The sequence below is a fragment of the Paenibacillus sp. S25 genome, from assembly GCF_019454085.1.
GTDB classification, from domain to species: domain Bacteria; phylum Bacillota; class Bacilli; order Paenibacillales; family Paenibacillaceae; genus Paenibacillus; species Paenibacillus polymyxa_B.
On the sequence record NZ_CP073683.1, the window covers coordinates 5,439,917 to 5,457,312 of the forward strand.

18 protein-coding genes are annotated in these 17,396 nt (G+C 49.1%); 5 read left to right on the forward strand and 13 right to left on the reverse strand.

The annotated features are described in order from the left end of the window. Positions 1–77 precede the first annotated feature (77 nt). The 12 genes from KAI37_RS23815 to KAI37_RS23870 form a co-directional block, all read right to left on the reverse strand. Positions 78–638: a manganese efflux pump MntP gene (locus KAI37_RS23815; protein WP_023990719.1), complete on the reverse strand. Its 561-nt coding sequence runs from the start codon at positions 636–638 to the stop codon at positions 78–80. 142 nt (positions 639–780) lie between these two features. Next, entirely contained in the window at positions 781–2,028 is a 1,248-nt protein-coding gene (locus tag KAI37_RS23820; protein ID WP_220030338.1) for an L-threonylcarbamoyladenylate synthase, read from the reverse strand. A gap of 153 nt (positions 2,029–2,181) precedes the next feature. Then, positions 2,182–2,874, reverse strand: a complete 693-nt coding sequence (gene spoIIR, locus KAI37_RS23825) for a stage II sporulation protein R (protein WP_220030339.1) — start codon at positions 2,872–2,874, stop codon at positions 2,182–2,184. A 256-nt stretch (positions 2,875–3,130) separates the two neighbouring features. After that, on the reverse strand, positions 3,131–4,324 hold the full coding sequence (locus tag KAI37_RS23830) for an FtsW/RodA/SpoVE family cell cycle protein (RefSeq protein ID WP_025721851.1): 1,194 nt from the start codon (positions 4,322–4,324) through the stop codon (positions 3,131–3,133). Between the two features lie 75 nt (positions 4,325–4,399). Continuing rightward, the gene (gene prmC, locus KAI37_RS23835; RefSeq protein ID WP_071643368.1) at positions 4,400–5,299 is read right to left on the reverse strand and encodes a peptide chain release factor N(5)-glutamine methyltransferase; all 900 of its coding nucleotides are present in this window, start codon (positions 5,297–5,299) and stop codon (positions 4,400–4,402) included. Between the two features lie 3 nt (positions 5,300–5,302). After that, the gene (gene prfA / locus KAI37_RS23840; protein ID WP_023990723.1) at positions 5,303–6,370 is read right to left on the reverse strand and encodes a peptide chain release factor 1; all 1,068 of its coding nucleotides are present in this window, start codon (positions 6,368–6,370) and stop codon (positions 5,303–5,305) included. Between the two features lie 272 nt (positions 6,371–6,642). Then, positions 6,643–7,743, reverse strand: coding sequence for a redox-regulated ATPase YchF (gene ychF, locus KAI37_RS23845; protein WP_023990724.1), 1,101 nt, complete (start codon positions 7,741–7,743; stop codon positions 6,643–6,645). A gap of 133 nt (positions 7,744–7,876) precedes the next feature. Continuing rightward, on the reverse strand, positions 7,877–8,368 hold the full coding sequence (locus KAI37_RS23850) for a GNAT family N-acetyltransferase (RefSeq protein ID WP_071643370.1): 492 nt from the start codon (positions 8,366–8,368) through the stop codon (positions 7,877–7,879). After that, positions 8,365–9,465, reverse strand: coding sequence for a type 2 isopentenyl-diphosphate Delta-isomerase (gene fni / locus KAI37_RS23855; protein ID WP_220030340.1), 1,101 nt, complete (start codon positions 9,463–9,465; stop codon positions 8,365–8,367). The genes KAI37_RS23850 and fni overlap by 4 nt, the downstream gene beginning before the upstream one ends. A 353-nt stretch (positions 9,466–9,818) precedes the next feature. After that, complete coding sequence (locus KAI37_RS23860) at positions 9,819–10,310, reverse strand: DMT family transporter (protein WP_023990727.1); 492 nt, start codon at positions 10,308–10,310, stop codon at positions 9,819–9,821. A gap of 59 nt (positions 10,311–10,369) precedes the next feature. Beyond that, positions 10,370–11,074, reverse strand: a complete 705-nt coding sequence (locus KAI37_RS23865) for a Crp/Fnr family transcriptional regulator (protein ID WP_220030341.1) — start codon at positions 11,072–11,074, stop codon at positions 10,370–10,372. A gap of 59 nt (positions 11,075–11,133) precedes the next feature. Continuing rightward, positions 11,134–11,559: a DMT family transporter gene (locus tag KAI37_RS23870; RefSeq protein WP_023990729.1), complete on the reverse strand. Its 426-nt coding sequence runs from the start codon at positions 11,557–11,559 to the stop codon at positions 11,134–11,136. Between the two features lie 235 nt (positions 11,560–11,794). Between KAI37_RS23870 and KAI37_RS23875 the strand changes: the two genes are divergently transcribed. Next, positions 11,795–13,291, forward strand: coding sequence for a phospholipase D family protein (locus KAI37_RS23875; RefSeq protein WP_220030342.1), 1,497 nt, complete (start codon positions 11,795–11,797; stop codon positions 13,289–13,291). 33 nt (positions 13,292–13,324) lie between these two features. Here the strand turns inward: KAI37_RS23875 and cls are convergent, their stop codons facing one another. Continuing rightward, entirely contained in the window at positions 13,325–14,836 is a 1,512-nt protein-coding gene (gene cls / locus KAI37_RS23880; RefSeq protein ID WP_220030343.1) for a cardiolipin synthase, read from the reverse strand. A 205-nt stretch (positions 14,837–15,041) separates the two neighbouring features. Here cls and KAI37_RS23885 point away from each other — a divergent pair, with 205 nt between their 5' ends. Genes KAI37_RS23885 through KAI37_RS23900 form a run of 4 tightly spaced genes read left to right on the forward strand, consistent with a single transcriptional unit; the run spans position 15,042 to position 17,327 of the window. Beyond that, complete coding sequence (locus KAI37_RS23885) at positions 15,042–15,638, forward strand: TetR/AcrR family transcriptional regulator (protein ID WP_220030344.1); 597 nt, start codon at positions 15,042–15,044, stop codon at positions 15,636–15,638. Between the two features lie 44 nt (positions 15,639–15,682). Then, a complete protein-coding gene (locus tag KAI37_RS23890) occupies positions 15,683–16,024 on the forward strand; it encodes a DMT family transporter (RefSeq protein ID WP_023990733.1) in 342 nt (113 codons plus the stop codon). Beyond that, positions 16,024–16,338: a DMT family transporter gene (locus KAI37_RS23895; RefSeq protein ID WP_013312355.1), complete on the forward strand. Its 315-nt coding sequence runs from the start codon at positions 16,024–16,026 to the stop codon at positions 16,336–16,338. The genes KAI37_RS23890 and KAI37_RS23895 overlap by 1 nt, the downstream gene beginning before the upstream one ends. Positions 16,339–16,394: 56 nt before the next feature. After that, entirely contained in the window at positions 16,395–17,327 is a 933-nt protein-coding gene (locus KAI37_RS23900) for a 1-phosphofructokinase family hexose kinase (RefSeq protein ID WP_071643381.1), read from the forward strand. Positions 17,328–17,396: the final 69 nt, after the last annotated feature.

Consider the following 17,396-nt stretch of genomic DNA (forward strand, 5'->3'; position numbering starts at 1 on the left):
ATATATAAACAGAGGATTACTATAATTCTAATCCCTTACTATAATCCTGCATTTATTTTACACTGTCTACGCTAAAATCAAAACATAAACATAAAGCCGAATGCCAGCAAAATGGCACCGCCCACTGCTTCTCCATAATCTCCTAGATTGCGGCTGACCTTGCGACCCAGCAACAAGCCCAACATTGCCATTGCTCCCCCGCAAAAACCAAACGCCAGAACGGACAGCACCAGATCACTCTGGAACATACCCAGTGACACTCCTACAGAAAATGAGTCAACGCTCACCCCAAGTGCAAACAGCAAAAGGCCTAAAGGCGAACGATGATCCAACACCTGTACGCCGTCCCCTTTAAAGGAATTATACACCATATGCCCGCCCAAAAGGATGAGTAGACCCCCTGCGAAGTAGGCCGTCACATGACCTAATAAAGAACTCATATAATGGCCTGTGAACATTCCCAGCAATGGCATCAGAATGTGAAAAAAGCCAATAACAGTACTGATGCGCAGCACGTCTCGCAGGCGTATCCCCTTCATGCCGATCCCTACGCCCAGCGATAACGCATCCATTCCTAGCGCTACCGCCATGATCAGAATCGTTACAACCTGCCCGGCATGGGCAGAGGCTGCCAGCATACTCCATCCCTCCATTATCCGTCTGTTCTTGTACACGTTATGCGGACAAGGGGGAAATCAGTACAAGCATACACTGAAAGTACCCCATACCGAGACGAGGAAGGAGGAAAATTTAATATAAGAGGCTCTGATTCGACAGAAGCTACAAGCGGACGATTCGGTGACCTGCCGCTTTAAGCAGGCGGTTCATGACGGCGTCTCCCAATCCTTTCGGCGGACAGGATTCCGACAAAATGTAGGTGACGCCGTCCTCGTCGCAACAGCGCAGCACGCCATACAGGCGCTGCGCTGCCTCATGGAGCGCGTCCAGCTTGCCTAGCGTGTAGACGCGCTCTCCGGCGTAGCCGGCGGCATGCTCGTCGAACGCGAGCACTGCCGTGCGCTCCCCGCGCGCGGAAGCCTCCACCAGCGCGGCGCGAATCCAGCCCGTCACCTCAACGGACGACGGGCCTTGTACCACGCTCAAGCGGCCTCGCGGCGCGTAGTGCGTGTACTTCATGCCCGGTGAGCGCGGCGCCGGGCTGTCCGCGTCTTCCCCAGGCGTAGCGGCCAACGCCGGGTCCAGCACGACAGCGCGAGCAACCGCAGCGAGCTGCTCGGCCGTCACGCCGCCGGGACGCAGAATGGTGACGGTTCCGTCGTCACCCGCCTGCACCACCGTGGACTCCAGCCCCACCCCCGTGGGACCTCCGTCTAAAATGCCGCCGATGCGGCCCTCCAGATCCTCCCGCACATGCTGTGCAAGGGTGGGGCTGGGCCTTCCCGACCGGTTGGCGCTTGGCGCAGCCAGCGGACAACCCGCTTCAGCGATCAAACGAAGCGCTATCGGATGATCCGGCATGCGTACACCAACCGTGTCCAGTCCGGCTGTCACACGCGATGACAGTGCCTGCGGCACCACTGGCAATACGAGAGTCAACGGTCCCGGCCAGAACATATTCATCAGCGCTCGGGCTGTATCATTTATTTCTGCTACCATACCCTCTAATTGATCAGCATCAGAAATATGTACAATGAGCGGGTTATCGGAGGGGCGCCCTTTGGCAGTGAATACCGCCTCCACCGCTTTTGTACTACGAGCATCGGCCCCCAGGCCGTACACGGTCTCCGTAGGAAAGGCTACCGTCTCTCCAGCTTGGAGGAGTAAGGCGGCCTCGCGTATGCCCTTTTCCGCCGCGATCCGAGTCTGTTCATCCCAAATTTCATCAGAAACATCCCCGTCAGTGTTGCTCACAGGAACCAAACATCTTACATCCCACCATTGTGTATGGGAAGACTTCAATGCCTGCTTCAGCTCGCGAATTCCCTGTTCACCTAGCTTTTGCTCAGGTTTTTCCTTTTGCACAAATTCTCCACGCAAGTCTTGCATTTGATTCGATTTATCGCTCATTCAGATCATCCCATATCTTATTGTCATACAAGCCAGTTATTTCGTTTGATCCCCATAAAGCTACTTTGAAAGATCAGTTCATTTGGCTCTGCCATGTGTATATCTATCGTAAGTTCCATTATAGCATATGGGGAAACTTACACTCCTCAACGTTTAGGCAAACAAACCACTCACCCAGTTACACAGTCCCGCAAGTGCATCCCACAGAAAAAAACGTACTTCCGGCTCCTTGTCAGTAGCATTCGTCCGACTATCTCCGTGATTCGTTTTTGCTGATACAGTTTGTGCCGTTGCTTCCCCACTGCCTGCATCAATAAAACATAGCGGAGGAAACAGCACGCACCACCAATTTTGACCTTTTCCTTGCCCCAGCGTAACCCGAAGTGCTTCATAATTCCCTGCCGGGTAGACAAGACCACCGTACATTTTCGTTGGGAAAGGTACGCTCGCCAGTTCCACCTGATGATCATACGCAATGCCGCGACGAGCCAGTTCCGTACCTACCAAACGGTCAATTTCAGGTAAATGAGTACCAATCAATGATCTCGCTTGGTCTAAGCTTTGCGGGTTTTCCAGCTCACCCACCCAGGCATTCATCTGCTGCACAATAGCGTCCCGTATTTCGCGTTTAACCAACTGATCCTCCGGGCGATCCGAATTGGCCAAAATACGCAGTCGAATGGAGTCATGTGGAATCACTTCCAGCCCTGCTGTTGCCACTCCTGATGCTAAGGTTCCTCTTGTTCCAGTGGTCATAGCAGCATCCGTCTTTTGACCTTCCCAAGACATCATTAATAACGAAATACAAAATAGTATCATTGCGGCTTGCTTTACCCAACTTCTCATTTTCGTCCCCCCAAACCCAAACTCTATCATGTCTATCAGTCTGTCCGGTTTGGGAGAGTCTAAACCTATAATTCTTGTAAAAGATTCAGGACCACTTTACAGATTTTCTTCAATATACCCTTAAACCATGCTACACCAAGCTTCTGACCCTCACCGAGGAATATGAAAAAGCCCAGATTTCACAATCTGGACTCTCTCGTTGCACCGTTTCAACTCACACAAATACCAATCATTATCTAGCCACATTCCACCTATACTAGGCTTTTTTTGCCTTCGTCAAGCTTAGTCTGGAAGGCTGTGGCAGATCATCCTCCAGCTCTTGACCGTGCACCTTAATACTCATAACCAAGCCGATACTAGCCATGTTAATAAGCAACGAGGTACCACCATAACTTATGAACGGGAGCGTAATCCCCGTAAGCGGCATAATGCCCAGAAACGCACCAATATTCTCAAAAATCTGATACAGCAACATAGACACAATCCCGACAATAATATACGGTCCGGCGCGATCCCGGCATTCCAGCGAAATCAAGATCATTCGGTGAATCAAGATAAAATATAGCAATAGCAGCACTGAAGAGCCTACAAACCCAAATTCCTCCGCTACGACCACAAAAATAGAATCCGCGTACGTATAAGGAACACGCCCGGACTGTACCGAGGTTCCTTGCAAAAAGCCCTTGCCCATCATCCCGCCAGAGGCTATCGCCAGCTTGGCATTTTTGGTATGATAAGACGCCTTCGCGGTTGCCTCTTCCGGTACCAACCAAGGGTCCAAACGCTCAACCCAGTGACTACGGCCAATCCCCTTCATAAAGGAGTCAATCTCATCGTGAAACGAAATATAAGCTTTAATCCCGCCGCCAACAGCGACTGCAAATACTATAAATCCGATCAACGCATGGGATGCCTTCACATTACCAATCCATAGCATACCGATGACGATGACAATGTAACCGAGCGCATTACCCAAGTCATTTTGTGCCATAACCATGGCAAACGGGACAAAGCTCACCAGAGCGACTGGAAGAACATCCTGAATAAAATACAGCTTGCTCTTGCGCTTTTTGATCAGCATATAGGTTAGAAAAATGATAAGGACCAGCTTGAATACCTCAGCAGGCTGAAGATTCAAGCCCCCAATTTTCAAAAAGCCCTGAGAGTTGTTAACCGTCCCGCCAAAAAATCCGAGACCCAACAAGAATATTCCGCCTCCATATACGTACAAGGCTTTTTTAATGAATATCCGAAAATCGACCATCGCTAAACCCAAGATCGCCACAAAACCCAATATATAATACCCGATCATCTTCTGGTAGTCATTGCCGTGCTCTGCCAAGTTCGTAGGGCCCCTACCTGCGCTGTATACCGTTATGATACTAATCGCCATGAGCAAAACCAGAATAAAGATAACCGGACCGTCAATTTTTTTCAATTTCTGAAGCATGATTTCCCCCTGAGCCGTTTCTCGGTCATACTCCTCTTATTCTAAAGGAAAGACTCGCAAAAAGAAAATGCAGCACTACTCCGAGACGCCTAGGACATGTCGTTCGATCCCTGCAAGGTCAGGAACGATAATAATATTCTTCCAATGACCTGCCTGTTCCAACAGGCCAGCCACGTCTCTGGCCTGTCCCATCCCCAGCTCAAACCCGATTAGCCGGGGCGGAGCCTGAAGGAGTCCGAGCTGCTCCAGCATTGCCCGATACGGGCCGAGCCCGTCAGGACCACCATCCAACGCCATCCGCGGCTCATGGTCGCGTACCTCTGGCTGTAAGCCAGCGATGTCAGCAGCCGGGATGTACGGCGGGTTGGACACGAGAATGTCCACTGCCGTTCCCGCGAACGGTGCCAGCAGATCGCCCTCGCGGAATTCTACGGCTGTGCCGTTCGCAGCAGCATTATGAGCCGCTACTTTTAACGCAGCAGCCGAAATATCCCCTGCCGCCACGCGCCAGCTCGGTCGCTCAGCCGCCAGCGTCACGGCAATCGCACCGCTGCCCGCGCCGATGTCGAGCGCCTGCGGAGCGCCGCTTGGCCACAGCCGATCGCCGTGCTGGAGTATCGCCTCGACGAGCAGTTCTGTCTCGGGGCGCGGAATCAGCACCGACGGCGAAACCGCGAACGGGCGGCCATAAAATTCCTGCCGTCCGATAATATACTGCGCTGGTTCACCCGCAGCTTTGCGGGCTATAATCTGTTCCCACTCCTCCCTGACGGAGGAAGGGAACGAATCACCCAGAGCAGCGTAAAACGCCGTGCCTTCCAACCCGAGCACATGCTCCAGCAGCAAACGGGCATTGTGCTGCGGCTCCAGAACGCCACAGCTTCCTAAAAAAGAAGAAGCCTCAACTAAGGCTTCTCTGACACTCATGTTCCGTTCCGGCGACATCCGATACACACAATCGCGTTCGTTCCCCAAAACTTAAACCTCTTGTTCCATCAAATCAGCCTGCTCTGCAATCGTGAGCGCTGATACGATTTCTTCGATCTCCCCGTTCATCACCTGGTCCAGCTTATGCATAGTTAGGCCAATACGATGATCCGTTACACGGCTTTGCGGGAAGTTGTAGGTCCGGATACGCTCACTGCGGTCTCCAGTACCTACTTTGCTCTTACGCTCGCCTGCATATTTGGCTTCCTCTTCCTGACGCAACATATCCGAAATACGGGCACGCAAAACTTGCAGCGCCTTCTCCTTATTGGAGTTCTGGGATTTGCCGTCCTGACAGGTTGCCATAATACCTGTTGGCATATGTGTCACACGCACCGCCGACTTGGTCGTATTAACGGACTGCCCGCCTGCACCGCTGGAACAGAACGTATCCACGCGAATATCCTTGTCGGAAATTTCAATATCCACTTCTTCTGCCTCAGGCATAACGGATACTGTAGATGTCGACGTATGAATACGTCCACCTGATTCCGTCGTAGGAATCCGCTGTACGCGGTGTGCGCCGCTTTCGAATTTCATTTTGCTGTATGCACCACGGCCGTTAATCATGAAAATAACCTCTTTAAAGCCCCCGAGATCATTCATGTTCGCGTCCATCAGCTCTACACGCCAGCCTTGGGTATCGGCATAACGAGTATACATCCGATACAAGTCAGCTGCGAACAGTGCCGCTTCGTCACCACCCGCTGCACCACGAATCTCAATAATAACGTTCTTATCATCATTCGGGTCCTTCGGCAGCAGCAAAATACGGATTTTTTCATCCAGCTCCCGCTTGCGAACACTTAGTTCATCAATCTCCATTTTGACCATTTCACGCATCTCGTCGTCCAGCTTTTCACCCTGCATGGTTTTTGCAGCTTCCAGCTCTTCAACGACATTTTTATATTCGGTATATGCTTCATAAGCAGGCTGTAAATCAGACTGTTCTTTGGAATAATCTCTAAGTTTTTTGCTATCGTTCGCTACATCCGGATCGCAGAGCAGTTCGCTCAGTTTATCGTAGCGGTCCGCCAATGATTGCAATCGGTCCAACAAGCGATTCACCTCTTCAGTTAAATTAATATGAAACCAGCTTCAATTTCACTGGCTACAGCTCTTTATTATACCAACTAATTCATGAATTAGCTACAAGAAATACTGACTAATTTAGGATTTTGCAAAAATCCACACAACATGCAATACAATAAAAAAGTCGCCGCCCTAATATAGGCAGCGACCACGTAATCTAGCACATTTCAGAACACACATACATTGAGTTATCGTCTTTTATATATCCGAATCGAGCATTGTGCTCTGGAAATTATTTATTAAACATTAAAACGGAAATGCATAACGTCTCCGTCCTGCACCACATATTCCTTACCTTCCAGACGAAGCTGACCACGTTCCTTAGCCCCGTTCATCGAACCAGCAGCGACCAAATCGTTGTAGGATACAACCTCGGCACGAATAAATCCGCGTTCAAAATCCGTATGAATTACGCCCGCAGCACCCGGTGCTTTCGTTCCTTTGTGAATAGTCCATGCACGTACTTCCTGCACACCTGCTGTGAAATACGTATACAGGCCCAGCAAGCGATAAGCTGCTTTAATCAGACGGTTCAATCCGGATTCAGCTAATCCCAGCTCCTCAAGGAACATCGCCTTGTCTTCGCCTTCCAGCTCAGCAATTTCAGATTCTACCTTGGCGCTGATCGGCACCACTTCTGCATTTTCATCTATGGCAAAATCGCGTACCTTTTGCACATATGGATTGCTGTCAGCTTCCGTTACGCCATCTTCGCTGACATTAGCTGCGTACAATACAGGCTTCATCGTAAGCAAATGAAGATCGCGTACAATCAACCGTTCTTCATCCGACAATTCTAAGCTACGCGCCGGTTTATCAGCATACAGCGATTCCTTGATCCGCTCCAGCACTTCAACCTCTTGGGTGTACTGCTTGTTGCCACCCTTCATGTTTTTGCGGGAACGTTCAATACGCTTGTCTACGCTTTCGATATCCGCCAGAATCAGTTCCAGATTAATGGTCTGAATGTCGCTGATCGGGTCAATTTTGCCGTCCACATGGGTAATGTTCTCATCTTCAAAGCAACGTACCACATGTACAATCGCATCCACTTCACGAATATGAGCCAGAAACTTGTTACCTAGACCCTCGCCCTTGCTCGCACCGCGCACAAGTCCTGCAATATCAACAAATTCAAATGCCGTTGGCACCGTTTTATTCGGTACAACCAGTTCAGTCAGCTTATCCAGCCGCTCGTCCGGTACTTCAACGACACCCACATTCGGGTCAATCGTACAAAATGGATAGTTTGCGGATTCCGCACCCGCCTGCGTTATTGCGTTAAACAGTGTTGATTTGCCCACGTTCGGCAGACCCACAATCCCCGCTTTTAAAGCCATAATCAGAACAACTCCCGTTTATATAAAATATGCGTTATGCCATCCGTTAGTTTACCAACCCACATTATATATGAGAACCTATACACGCGGCAAGCTTACGGTTATGAAATTCAGGATTTTGCTACATCCCTATTTAGATTTCTTTGCTCATCTGAATATCCGTAACCCGATAGCCCGATTTGCGATATACATGCAAAGCTCGCTCATTATGCCCAAATACATGCAAACCGATGCGAACAGCTCCCAGTCGGCGAGCCTCTTGTTCCAGAGCCCCCATCGCCATCGTGCCAAGGCCCCTTCCCTGATATGAATCGTAGACAAGAATATCCAGTAGAAAAGCTTCTTTTCCTTGCGCGCCATCCGTAATATTGAACCAGATATAGCCAGCTTCCTCCTGACTCTGCCCCCCGGCATCGGAAAACATCAACATATACAGGTGAGCATGAGGTGTGTCTAGTCTCTGTGGCAGGTATCGAGCAAAACTTTCTGCCGCACGTTCTGGTGCTTCTTCTACCGTCCATGTACCTGCTTGGATTTTCTCATCCGCATAGTCGGCAAGCGAGCGTTGTTCAAATCGATCATATTGCTCCGCATTCATCGGAACCAATGTAATAAGTCCGCTCATCCGTTTACCTTCTTTCTTAGTCGAGTCGTATCTTTAAGCCCTTCTATTCCATCTACCCCAATCCCAAACATGACCGTTCGGAGTTCCAGCTCCACCTGCTCTAGGCGTGCTTCCAGTGCTTCGCTGGAGGCAACCGCCGAACCGAGCAAAGAACGCCCGAAGCCTGCCATGTCAGCCCCCAGAGCGAGTGCCTTAGCTGCATCGACACCGTCTCTCAGTCCACCGCTACCGATCAGAGCACCATGTGGCTGAGCAGCTCTAACTTCCACGATACAATCAGAGGTCGAATTGCCCCAATCCGCAAACGCCTCCGCCGCGGCACGACGCACAGGATCAGGATTACGAAATTTCTCCACTTGGCTCCAGCTTGTCCCACCTGCGCCAGCGACATCAATAAAGGCAGCACCCGCATCATACAGTCTCGATGCAGTCTCGCCATCTATGCCCCAGCCTACTTCCTTCACTCCTACAGGCACTGAAAGCTGACGACACAACTCCTCGATGCGCTGAAGCAGGCCGCTAAAATCCAAATTCCCTTCGGGTTGAAAAATCTCCTGCAATCCGTTCAAATGCAGCACCAACATATCTGCTCCAGCAATCTCCACTGCACGGCGACAATCGTCCACGCCAAATCCGTAGTTCAGTTGCACCGCACCCAGATTGGCAAGGATCGGGATACTGGGTGCCAGACGGCGAACCGCAAAGGTTGAAGCTAATTCTTTCCTTTCCACCGCAGCCCGTACCGAACCGACGCCCAATGCCCAGCCGCGTCTCTCCGCTGTCTCTGCTAACCGCTCATTAATCGCTCCTGTCTCGGCGCTGCCGCCTGTCATGGAGCTAATAAGCAGTGGTGTTCGTACAACCTGTCCTAAAAAAGTAGTATCCAGACGAACCTCGTCAAAATGTACCTCTGGCAGAGCGCAGTGCTTAAAGGCATATCGCTCCAGCCCGCTGGTGATGCCTTGTCCGGCCACATCTTCTTGCAAACAAAGGCGGACGTGCTCAATCTTCCGTTCGCCTGTCCTCGCGGCAGGCAACAAAGAGCCGGATTTATTTAAACCGTCAGGTGCTCCTTTTTCATTTTCTGTACTACTCATCTATGTTCCACCTCATCCAAAGTCACTCTGTTTAATGTATCAAGTTCAAGAAGCACAAATAAGACCGTTCCCAAACACGGTAACCGATCTATGTATCGTCTCTTATATCAAATATCGTAGCCCTTAAAGTGGCTATTTTAAGATACTTTCATTGTATCATGGATGGAAAAATATATACACGATCGTGAACATTTTTTCTTACCCATAGGTCATGTTCAAAATTCGCAATAAACCAGTTATTTCGGAAACTCTACAGAAAAGCCGCTCTTAATTGAGCTGCCGCTTTTCTGCAAAATGCCTACTCGAAAGGACGATCCCTATCCCAGCAAGATAAAGGCCATTTACAATCTCCTCTATCCCTTCATCGAATCAGGTACAGATGAAATGCTTTCTGCTTGCTCCTTCGTACGCCCATGTCCAAATTTGAATACGAGAATACCACCGATAATGACCAATACTCCGATCAACTTGTTAAAGGTAAACGGAATCTTTTCTAATCCCAGCCATCCTAACGAATCCCACAGCAGGGCGGTACCTAATTGTGCCGTCAATACAATGGAGATCGCATAGGTCGGGCCAAGTCGCTTCATTCCTTGCACCAGACAGAACACAACACCGACACCAATCATGCCACTGAACCAGTACCACGGCTGCATATGCTGTAAAGCAAATGTATTTTTCCCTTCAAAAATAAGACTCCCGAGTAAGGAAGCCAAGAACCCTGTACCCAGCACCAATGTTGTTGTGGCCCACGATCCTGTCCGTTCATTCACCTTATTATTGAATATCGTTTGCAGACTGACCAAGGCACCTGCGATAATCGCCAATACAATTCCTAATAACATATTTTAACTCTCCCTTGATGATCCCTGATATTCTTCTGCCTTTATCCTAAATGCTCCTATTACAATGATTCATAAATATTATGTCCTGCCAGTTCACTCAAACCTTTTCTGTCCCGAATGACAATGTAGCCTTTTGTCCGTTCAACCCATCCATCTTCAATCATTTTGCGAATGACACGGTTGAGATGTCTATAGCTGGTTCCGATCAAATTCGCCACATCTACCAGACTAGATGCACGTAATTCCTCATGAAAAGCCGTATTCGATTCGTCAAAAGAAACCGATAGCAGGTAGCTCGCCAGCCTGACTTCCACCGGATACATGAGATTGAAACTGGAAAAGTCGGAGTCCAGGCAAAACTTTCGCGTGACAATGTCCAATAGAAATTGCAGCAAAGGAGCATAGTCTCTGCCGTATTTATTCATCCATTGGTGGTGAATACCGATCACATAGATCGGAGACACTGCCTCTACTGTGTTGATAACGTGACTACTCCGAATATATTCAACATCTCCAATGACCTCGATCGGTGTTTTGAAGCAAAGGATCAGGGTCTTCCCTTCTGTAGAACTGGTATAAATCTTGACCTTGCCCTGCACCAGTATATATAGATGTTCGATGGAGTCCCCCTGTGAACAGAGCCTTTCCCCTTGCTCCAAACGATGCAACGACAAATAAGGATGTAGTGGCTCGTAGAGTATGGATTCCAACTCATGCAGCTGCAAAAAATATTTTAGCTGCTCTTGATCCTGAATTGCTCTCATTCCTAAGCTCACCTTCAATTTCTACATACTAAGCTTTCTTTACAAATTAAAATTCTATTTTAGAGCTTCAGAATAATTACACCCGCGATCATCATACCAATACCTATAAATTGTGGCAGCTTCATCTTTTGCTTCACTATACCGAACCATCCCTTAATATCTACCAGGAAGGTTAAACACAACTGCGCAATCAACAACGCCGAGATCGTGAACGTAACCCCAATATGTTGGATTGCCGTGACTTCACTAAATATAATAATTGCTGCAAAGGCACCGCCCCAAAGATACATTGGCTTTACCTGTTTCATTTCGGCTACATTGCCATCCCTTGTAAACATCCAGACTAATGCTGCCAAAATAAAGCCTATTAGCTGAGTAACAGTGGCCGCCGGCCATGTACCGATATCCTGACTAATCCGAGTATTCGCTACCCCCTGTAGCGTAATACACGCTCCTCCCAGAAAAGCAAACAAGATTCCTCTCATAAATCGTTATTCTCCCCATGTAAATGACTTTTCTATATATTAAAGTATAGGGCAGACTGTCTATAAAGGACATATGTCCTCAATGAATAGTAAAACATCCTCCATTTCATTCCATTCAGCATCCGCGTCAATCCTGCACACTTGCGTTAATAACTTGACAGTATCGCATCATAAAACTGCATGTTCCGGAACGATAAAATGGAATGCAGCATCCAATTGAGGAGTTGATCGTCATATGACTACACGTGATCCACTGCATTCTGTGCCGGAATATCGAAGAAGAACCAAGAAAAAGGGTCGGGCTTTTAAAATCGCTATTCTGGTACTTATTCTCTGGCTGATTACCGTCATGCTGTATCAGACCCATAAACCATTGCCTCCGTTCGTCTCCTATGAAAGTCAGGAATATTCAACCCATGAGGTAAACTTCTGGACGGATTTGACCTATCCCACCGGGGATGGAAGCACTGCACAGCATGAAGGACAAATTTTGAATCGTATGCTCGGGATCATTGACGAAGCCCAACAATTTATTGTCATCGACCTGTTTCTGTTCAATGACTACAAGCATAAAGGTCAACGCTTCCCCCAAGTCAGCGCACAAATGACCGATCATCTTATTACCAAAAAGAAAGCTCATCCTGATATGCCTATCTTTTTCATTACAGATGAAGTCAATACCAACTACAATTCTGCCCCCAATCCTTTGTTGGAGAATATGAAGCGAGCAGGGATTCAAGTCGTGCAGACCGATGTAGACCCGTTGCGGGACTCCACACCCATCTATTCGGCGGTGTGGCGTACCTTTTTCCAATGGTTCGGGCAGCAGGGCACAGGCTGGATTCCCAACCTGATGGCCAGTGACGGACCTGATGTTACGGCCCGCTCCTATCTTAAGCTGTTGAACGTCAAGGCCAATCACCGAAAATTGGTTGCCAACGAACAGACAGCTCTCATTTCTACAGGCAACGTGCATGACGCGAGCGCTTATCACTCCAATGTAGCGCTGGAGGTGAAGGGGCCTATCATCGGAGACATTTTACAAACGGAGCAAGCGGTGTTGGACTTCTCGGGCGGTGGGCAGCTTCCTGCCTATACACCACAGGCCGAACCCAAAGCTCCATCGAGTAAGGACAGCTATCGGATCAAATATCTAACTGAGGGCAAGGTGTACACCTCGGTTCTGGATGGCATCGGGCAGACGAAGAAAGGTGACAGCGTTCATATGGGCATGTTTTATTTGGCTGACCGCAAAGTATTGAATAGCCTGCTGGCTGCCTCTGCGCGCGGTGTAAATATCCAACTGCTGCTGGACCCCAATGAAAACGCGTTTGGTCAGGAAAAAATCGGCATTCCCAATCGTCCGGTTGCCCAAGAGTTGTCCGATAAATCGGGCGGAAACATTCAAATTCGCTGGTATCATACCACTCATGAGCAGTTCCATACCAAACTGATTTATATCGCCAAGGCGCAAGGAGAGCATATCATTTGGGGTGGCTCTACTAATCTGACCCCTCGTAATCTGGATGATTTGAATCTGGAGAATGAATTGTGGGTGGCCGCTCCGGCGGACAGCAAGCTGACCCGACAGGTTGCGGCCTATTTTGATAAGCTATGGAATAATCAGGGGGCTGAATACAGTTTGGATCTAGCAGCTTACGAGGATCATTCAACATTTTGGAAAGATATTATATATCGTCTACAGGATATTCTAGGCTTTACTACATTTTAACTACGGAATACTGCTGTAGCGAATTCGTTTATGTTACAGCAGCGGTGAAAGCAGCCGCGCGAGCGATTCCATCAAACGTTTGAACAGACGTTTTTTCATGAATTCTTCGCGTACGATCAGACTGGCAGAGTGCAAATCTCGTTCGTAGTCTGTTACCATCTGCTGCACACTGTGCGTTTGAATTAACAGAGCGTTAACTTCAAAATTCAAATGAAAGCTACGCATATCCATATTGGCTGTCCCGATGGTTGCAACTTCCCCGTCAATGATGAGGAGCTTGGAGTGGAGGAACCCTTTTTCATATTCATATACCTTAACTCCAACCTCCAGCAACGACTGGAAGTACGAATGAGACGCGAGAAACGGTAGCCATTTATCCGGTTTTGCGGGAAACAGAATACGCACGTCCAACCCGGACAGAGCAGCCATCCGTAAAGCAGTCAGGATATCTTCATCCGGGATAAAATAAGGAGTGGCAATCCAGACTGATTTTCGGGCGGACGTAATCATGGAGAAAAACAGATTTTTGAGCACTCTCCGCTCATTATCCGGGCCACTGGCAATAATCTGCACGCCTCCGTCCGTAATTGGTTCAATATCAGGAGACAGATATTCGCTATCGAGCACCGACTCACCCGTCATGTGAAGCCAATCCTGTAAAAATATAAGCTGCAACGTCCGCACAGCTTCGCCCTTCACAATCATATGCGTATCACGCCAAAAGCCGTAGGCTTTGTTGCGACTGAGGTACTCGTCTCCCACATTTAGGCCGCCGATTAATCCGATATTACCGTCGATGACTACAATTTTACGGTGATTACGATAGTTTACCCGGCTGGAGAAGAACAAGATCCGAGCGCCGCCGTACGCAACAACCTCTACTCCTGCATCTCTCATTTCCTTCAAAAATGACTTCGATAACTGAATACTGCCCACCGCATCGTACATAAACCGAACCTTAATACCCGCTTTGGCCTTTTCGATCAAAATTTTCTGAATGCTGGTACCGATATCATCCGACCGGAAAATGTAATATTCCATATGGATATGATGCTGCGCCTTGCGCAGTTCTTCCAGCAAAGTGGAGAAGGTTTCATCTCCATTGTTCAGAATTTGAGTTTCTGTCGCAAAATAAATCGGGGAGCGGGCCAGTCTGCGTGCCAAACGCATCAACTGCTGCTGCTCATCTGTAAAGCAGGTTAGATCCCGTTTGACTCGCAAAGCATCCTTTTCAATGCGGTCGTACGCCTGTTGGTCACGCAATGCCTTTTTATCATACTTGCGACGCTTGAATACATTTTGCCCAAACAAAAAATAAAGAGGAAGTCCAACGACTGGCAGCAATGCCAGCAGCAAAATCCAGGACATCGTGGTGGAGGGATTACGATTCTCCGAAAAAATAATCAGACTGATGGAGATCACTGTCAGGGTGGAAAAAATACTGATGACAGTTCCTTCATTTTTGCCGATGTAATTAAACAAGCCAAAATAATAAATAATAAACACCATAGCCGCGATCAATACGGCCAGTAAGCTTCGCCTCATAACTAACCTCACTTCCAGTGGACTGCATTTGACAGGTATTCTTCATTATATTGTACATGAGCCCCTTATTTCTTCCCACTTTTTTATTAAATTGTTGATAAAAAAAATCCAAAGAAAAGCTTTATACAAAACGCAATGATGCTGGGTTGACACTTATTTTTTTTCGTGCAAGAATAAACTAACGAACGTTAGGTAGGTGAAAATAATGGGGATGGAAGAGATTCGAAAGGCTGCTCTTTTTCAATTTGCCACCAATGGGTATGAGGGAGCCTCCTTGAGCAGTATTGCCACTGAGGTCGGTATCCGAAAACCGTCTATATACGCGCATTTCCAAGGCAAGGAGGATCTGTTTCTACAGGTGGCGAGGTATGCTTTTCAAGAGCAGAATTTACGTATTTTCGAATACTTTACGGAACGTAAAGATCAGCCGCTTAAGCATACCCTGCATGACTTCTTGTTTTGGATGGGACAGGAATATGAGAGCAACGACTCAGCCAAGTTTATGCTTCGCTTTTCCTTCTTTCCGCCTGTATCGTTGTATCACGAGGTGCTGGATATTGTTAATCCTTTTCTGGATAAAATGGAGCGAAAATTAACTCGCCGCCTCCGGAATACACGGGATCGGGAACCCTTTGGGCATATGGAGCCAGTGGATGTGGCTTTAGCCTTTATGACCCTGGTGGACGGAGTCATGGTGGAGCTCCTGTACAGTGGAAGCATCAACTACCACCGAAGACTGAACGCTGCATGGCCTATTTTTTGGCGTGGGATTACGTTAACAACCTCACCTCATGAAGCGTGAAGCCGTCGAACTTATAAAATTTATTTTTGAGGAGAACATTCATCATGAATCGCAGTTGGATTTACGTTTTTGTTGGCGGCCTGATTGAGGTCGTATGGGTATCGGGTTTGAAGCATGCGGATTCTGCACTCGCCTGGGCTGTAACTGTGCTGGCTGTGGTGGCTAGCTTTTATTTAATCATGAAGGCTGCGAAACGACTTCCTGTAGGCACGGTGTATGCTGTATTTACCGGACTGGGGACAGGGGGAACAGTCGTAGGCGAAATGCTGCTATTTGGGGAACCGTTTCAATGGTCCAAAACGCTGTTAATTGCCCTTTTACTGGCAGGTGTGGTCGGCTTGAAGTTAGTTACCGACCGTGATGTTCAGGAAGGGAGTGGTGCATAATGGCTTGGATTGCATTGGTTATCGCGGGATGCTCGGAAGTGTTAGGAGTCATCGGTATGAAGGGAGTTACAGTGGGCAAAGGCTGGAAGTCCTTAGTGCTTATGGTCTTATCCTTTGTTCTTAGCTTCTCTCTACTCAGCTATGCCATGAAAAGTTTGCCTATGGGAACTTCCTATGCGGTATGGACAGGCATCGGAACGGTTGGCAGCACGATTACAGGCATGTTCTTGTACGGTGAACAAAAAAGCGTACTGCGTGTTTTATTCATCGCCATGATTCTTGCCGCAGCATTGGGATTAAAGCTGATATCTTAGCATGAGCGAATAGCATCAAATGTTGCAAATTGCTGATCTTAAAGGAGTGATGCCTTGTGATTACCACCGTAACGCTTAACGCGGCTGTGGATAAAATCTACACGGTTGCAGGCTTCGGTTTGAATGCCGTCCACCGCATTAAAGGCGCCCTGACGGTACCGGGCGGCAAGGGCGTGAATGCCGCTCGCGTCATTCGCACGCTCGGCGAGCCTGTACGAGCGACCGGGTTTGCTGCCGGACACACCGGACGGCTGCTCATTGACGGGTTGAGCGCAGAAGGCGTAAGCGCCGATTTCATTGAAACGGCACATGGGGAGACCCGTCTCGCCATTACCGTGCTCGACCCGTCCGCACGCACGCAGACCGAGCTGATTGAGAGCGGACCGACCGTTGGGCCGCTTGAATTAGCCGCACTGCGGCGCAAAATCGAGACCCTTGCCGAGGATTCGGCTTGGGTCGTATTCTCCGGCAGCCTGCCACCCGGCTGCCCGCCCGATCTGTACGCCGAGCTGTGCACGCTGGCGAAGGCGCGCGGCGCGCGGGTGGCGCTCGACGCGAGCGGTGAGGCGCTGCGCTTGGGGCTGCGCGGAAAGCCCGACCTCGTGAAGCCTAACGAGGACGAGGCCGCCCACTTCGCGGGAATCGACGCAGCGCGCCCGGATGCCGCTGAAGCGGCGGCAGCAAAGCTGCTGGAAGCCGGAGCGCAGCTGGCCGTCATCTCGCTCGGCGCGCGCGGGGCGCTGGCGGTAACGAGCGATGCGCGCTACCGCGTGAGCCTGCCAGACGCGGACATTGTCAGCGCGCTCGGCAGCGGTGACGCCATGGTCGCCGGGCTGGTCACCGGCGCGGCGACGGGGCTGGATCTCCCTGCCATGCTACGGCAGGGAGCGGCCTGCGGCACAGCGGCAGCTCTGCACGCCATGGCTGGGAAGATCGAGCTCCAGGACGTGAAGCGTCTGGAGCAAGGCATTACGGTGACGCTGTTGTAATTCAGCGTCACTTTTTTTTTATTTCATCCAAGCATTCGCTTATCTTTATTTCACAAATACAGTTATTCC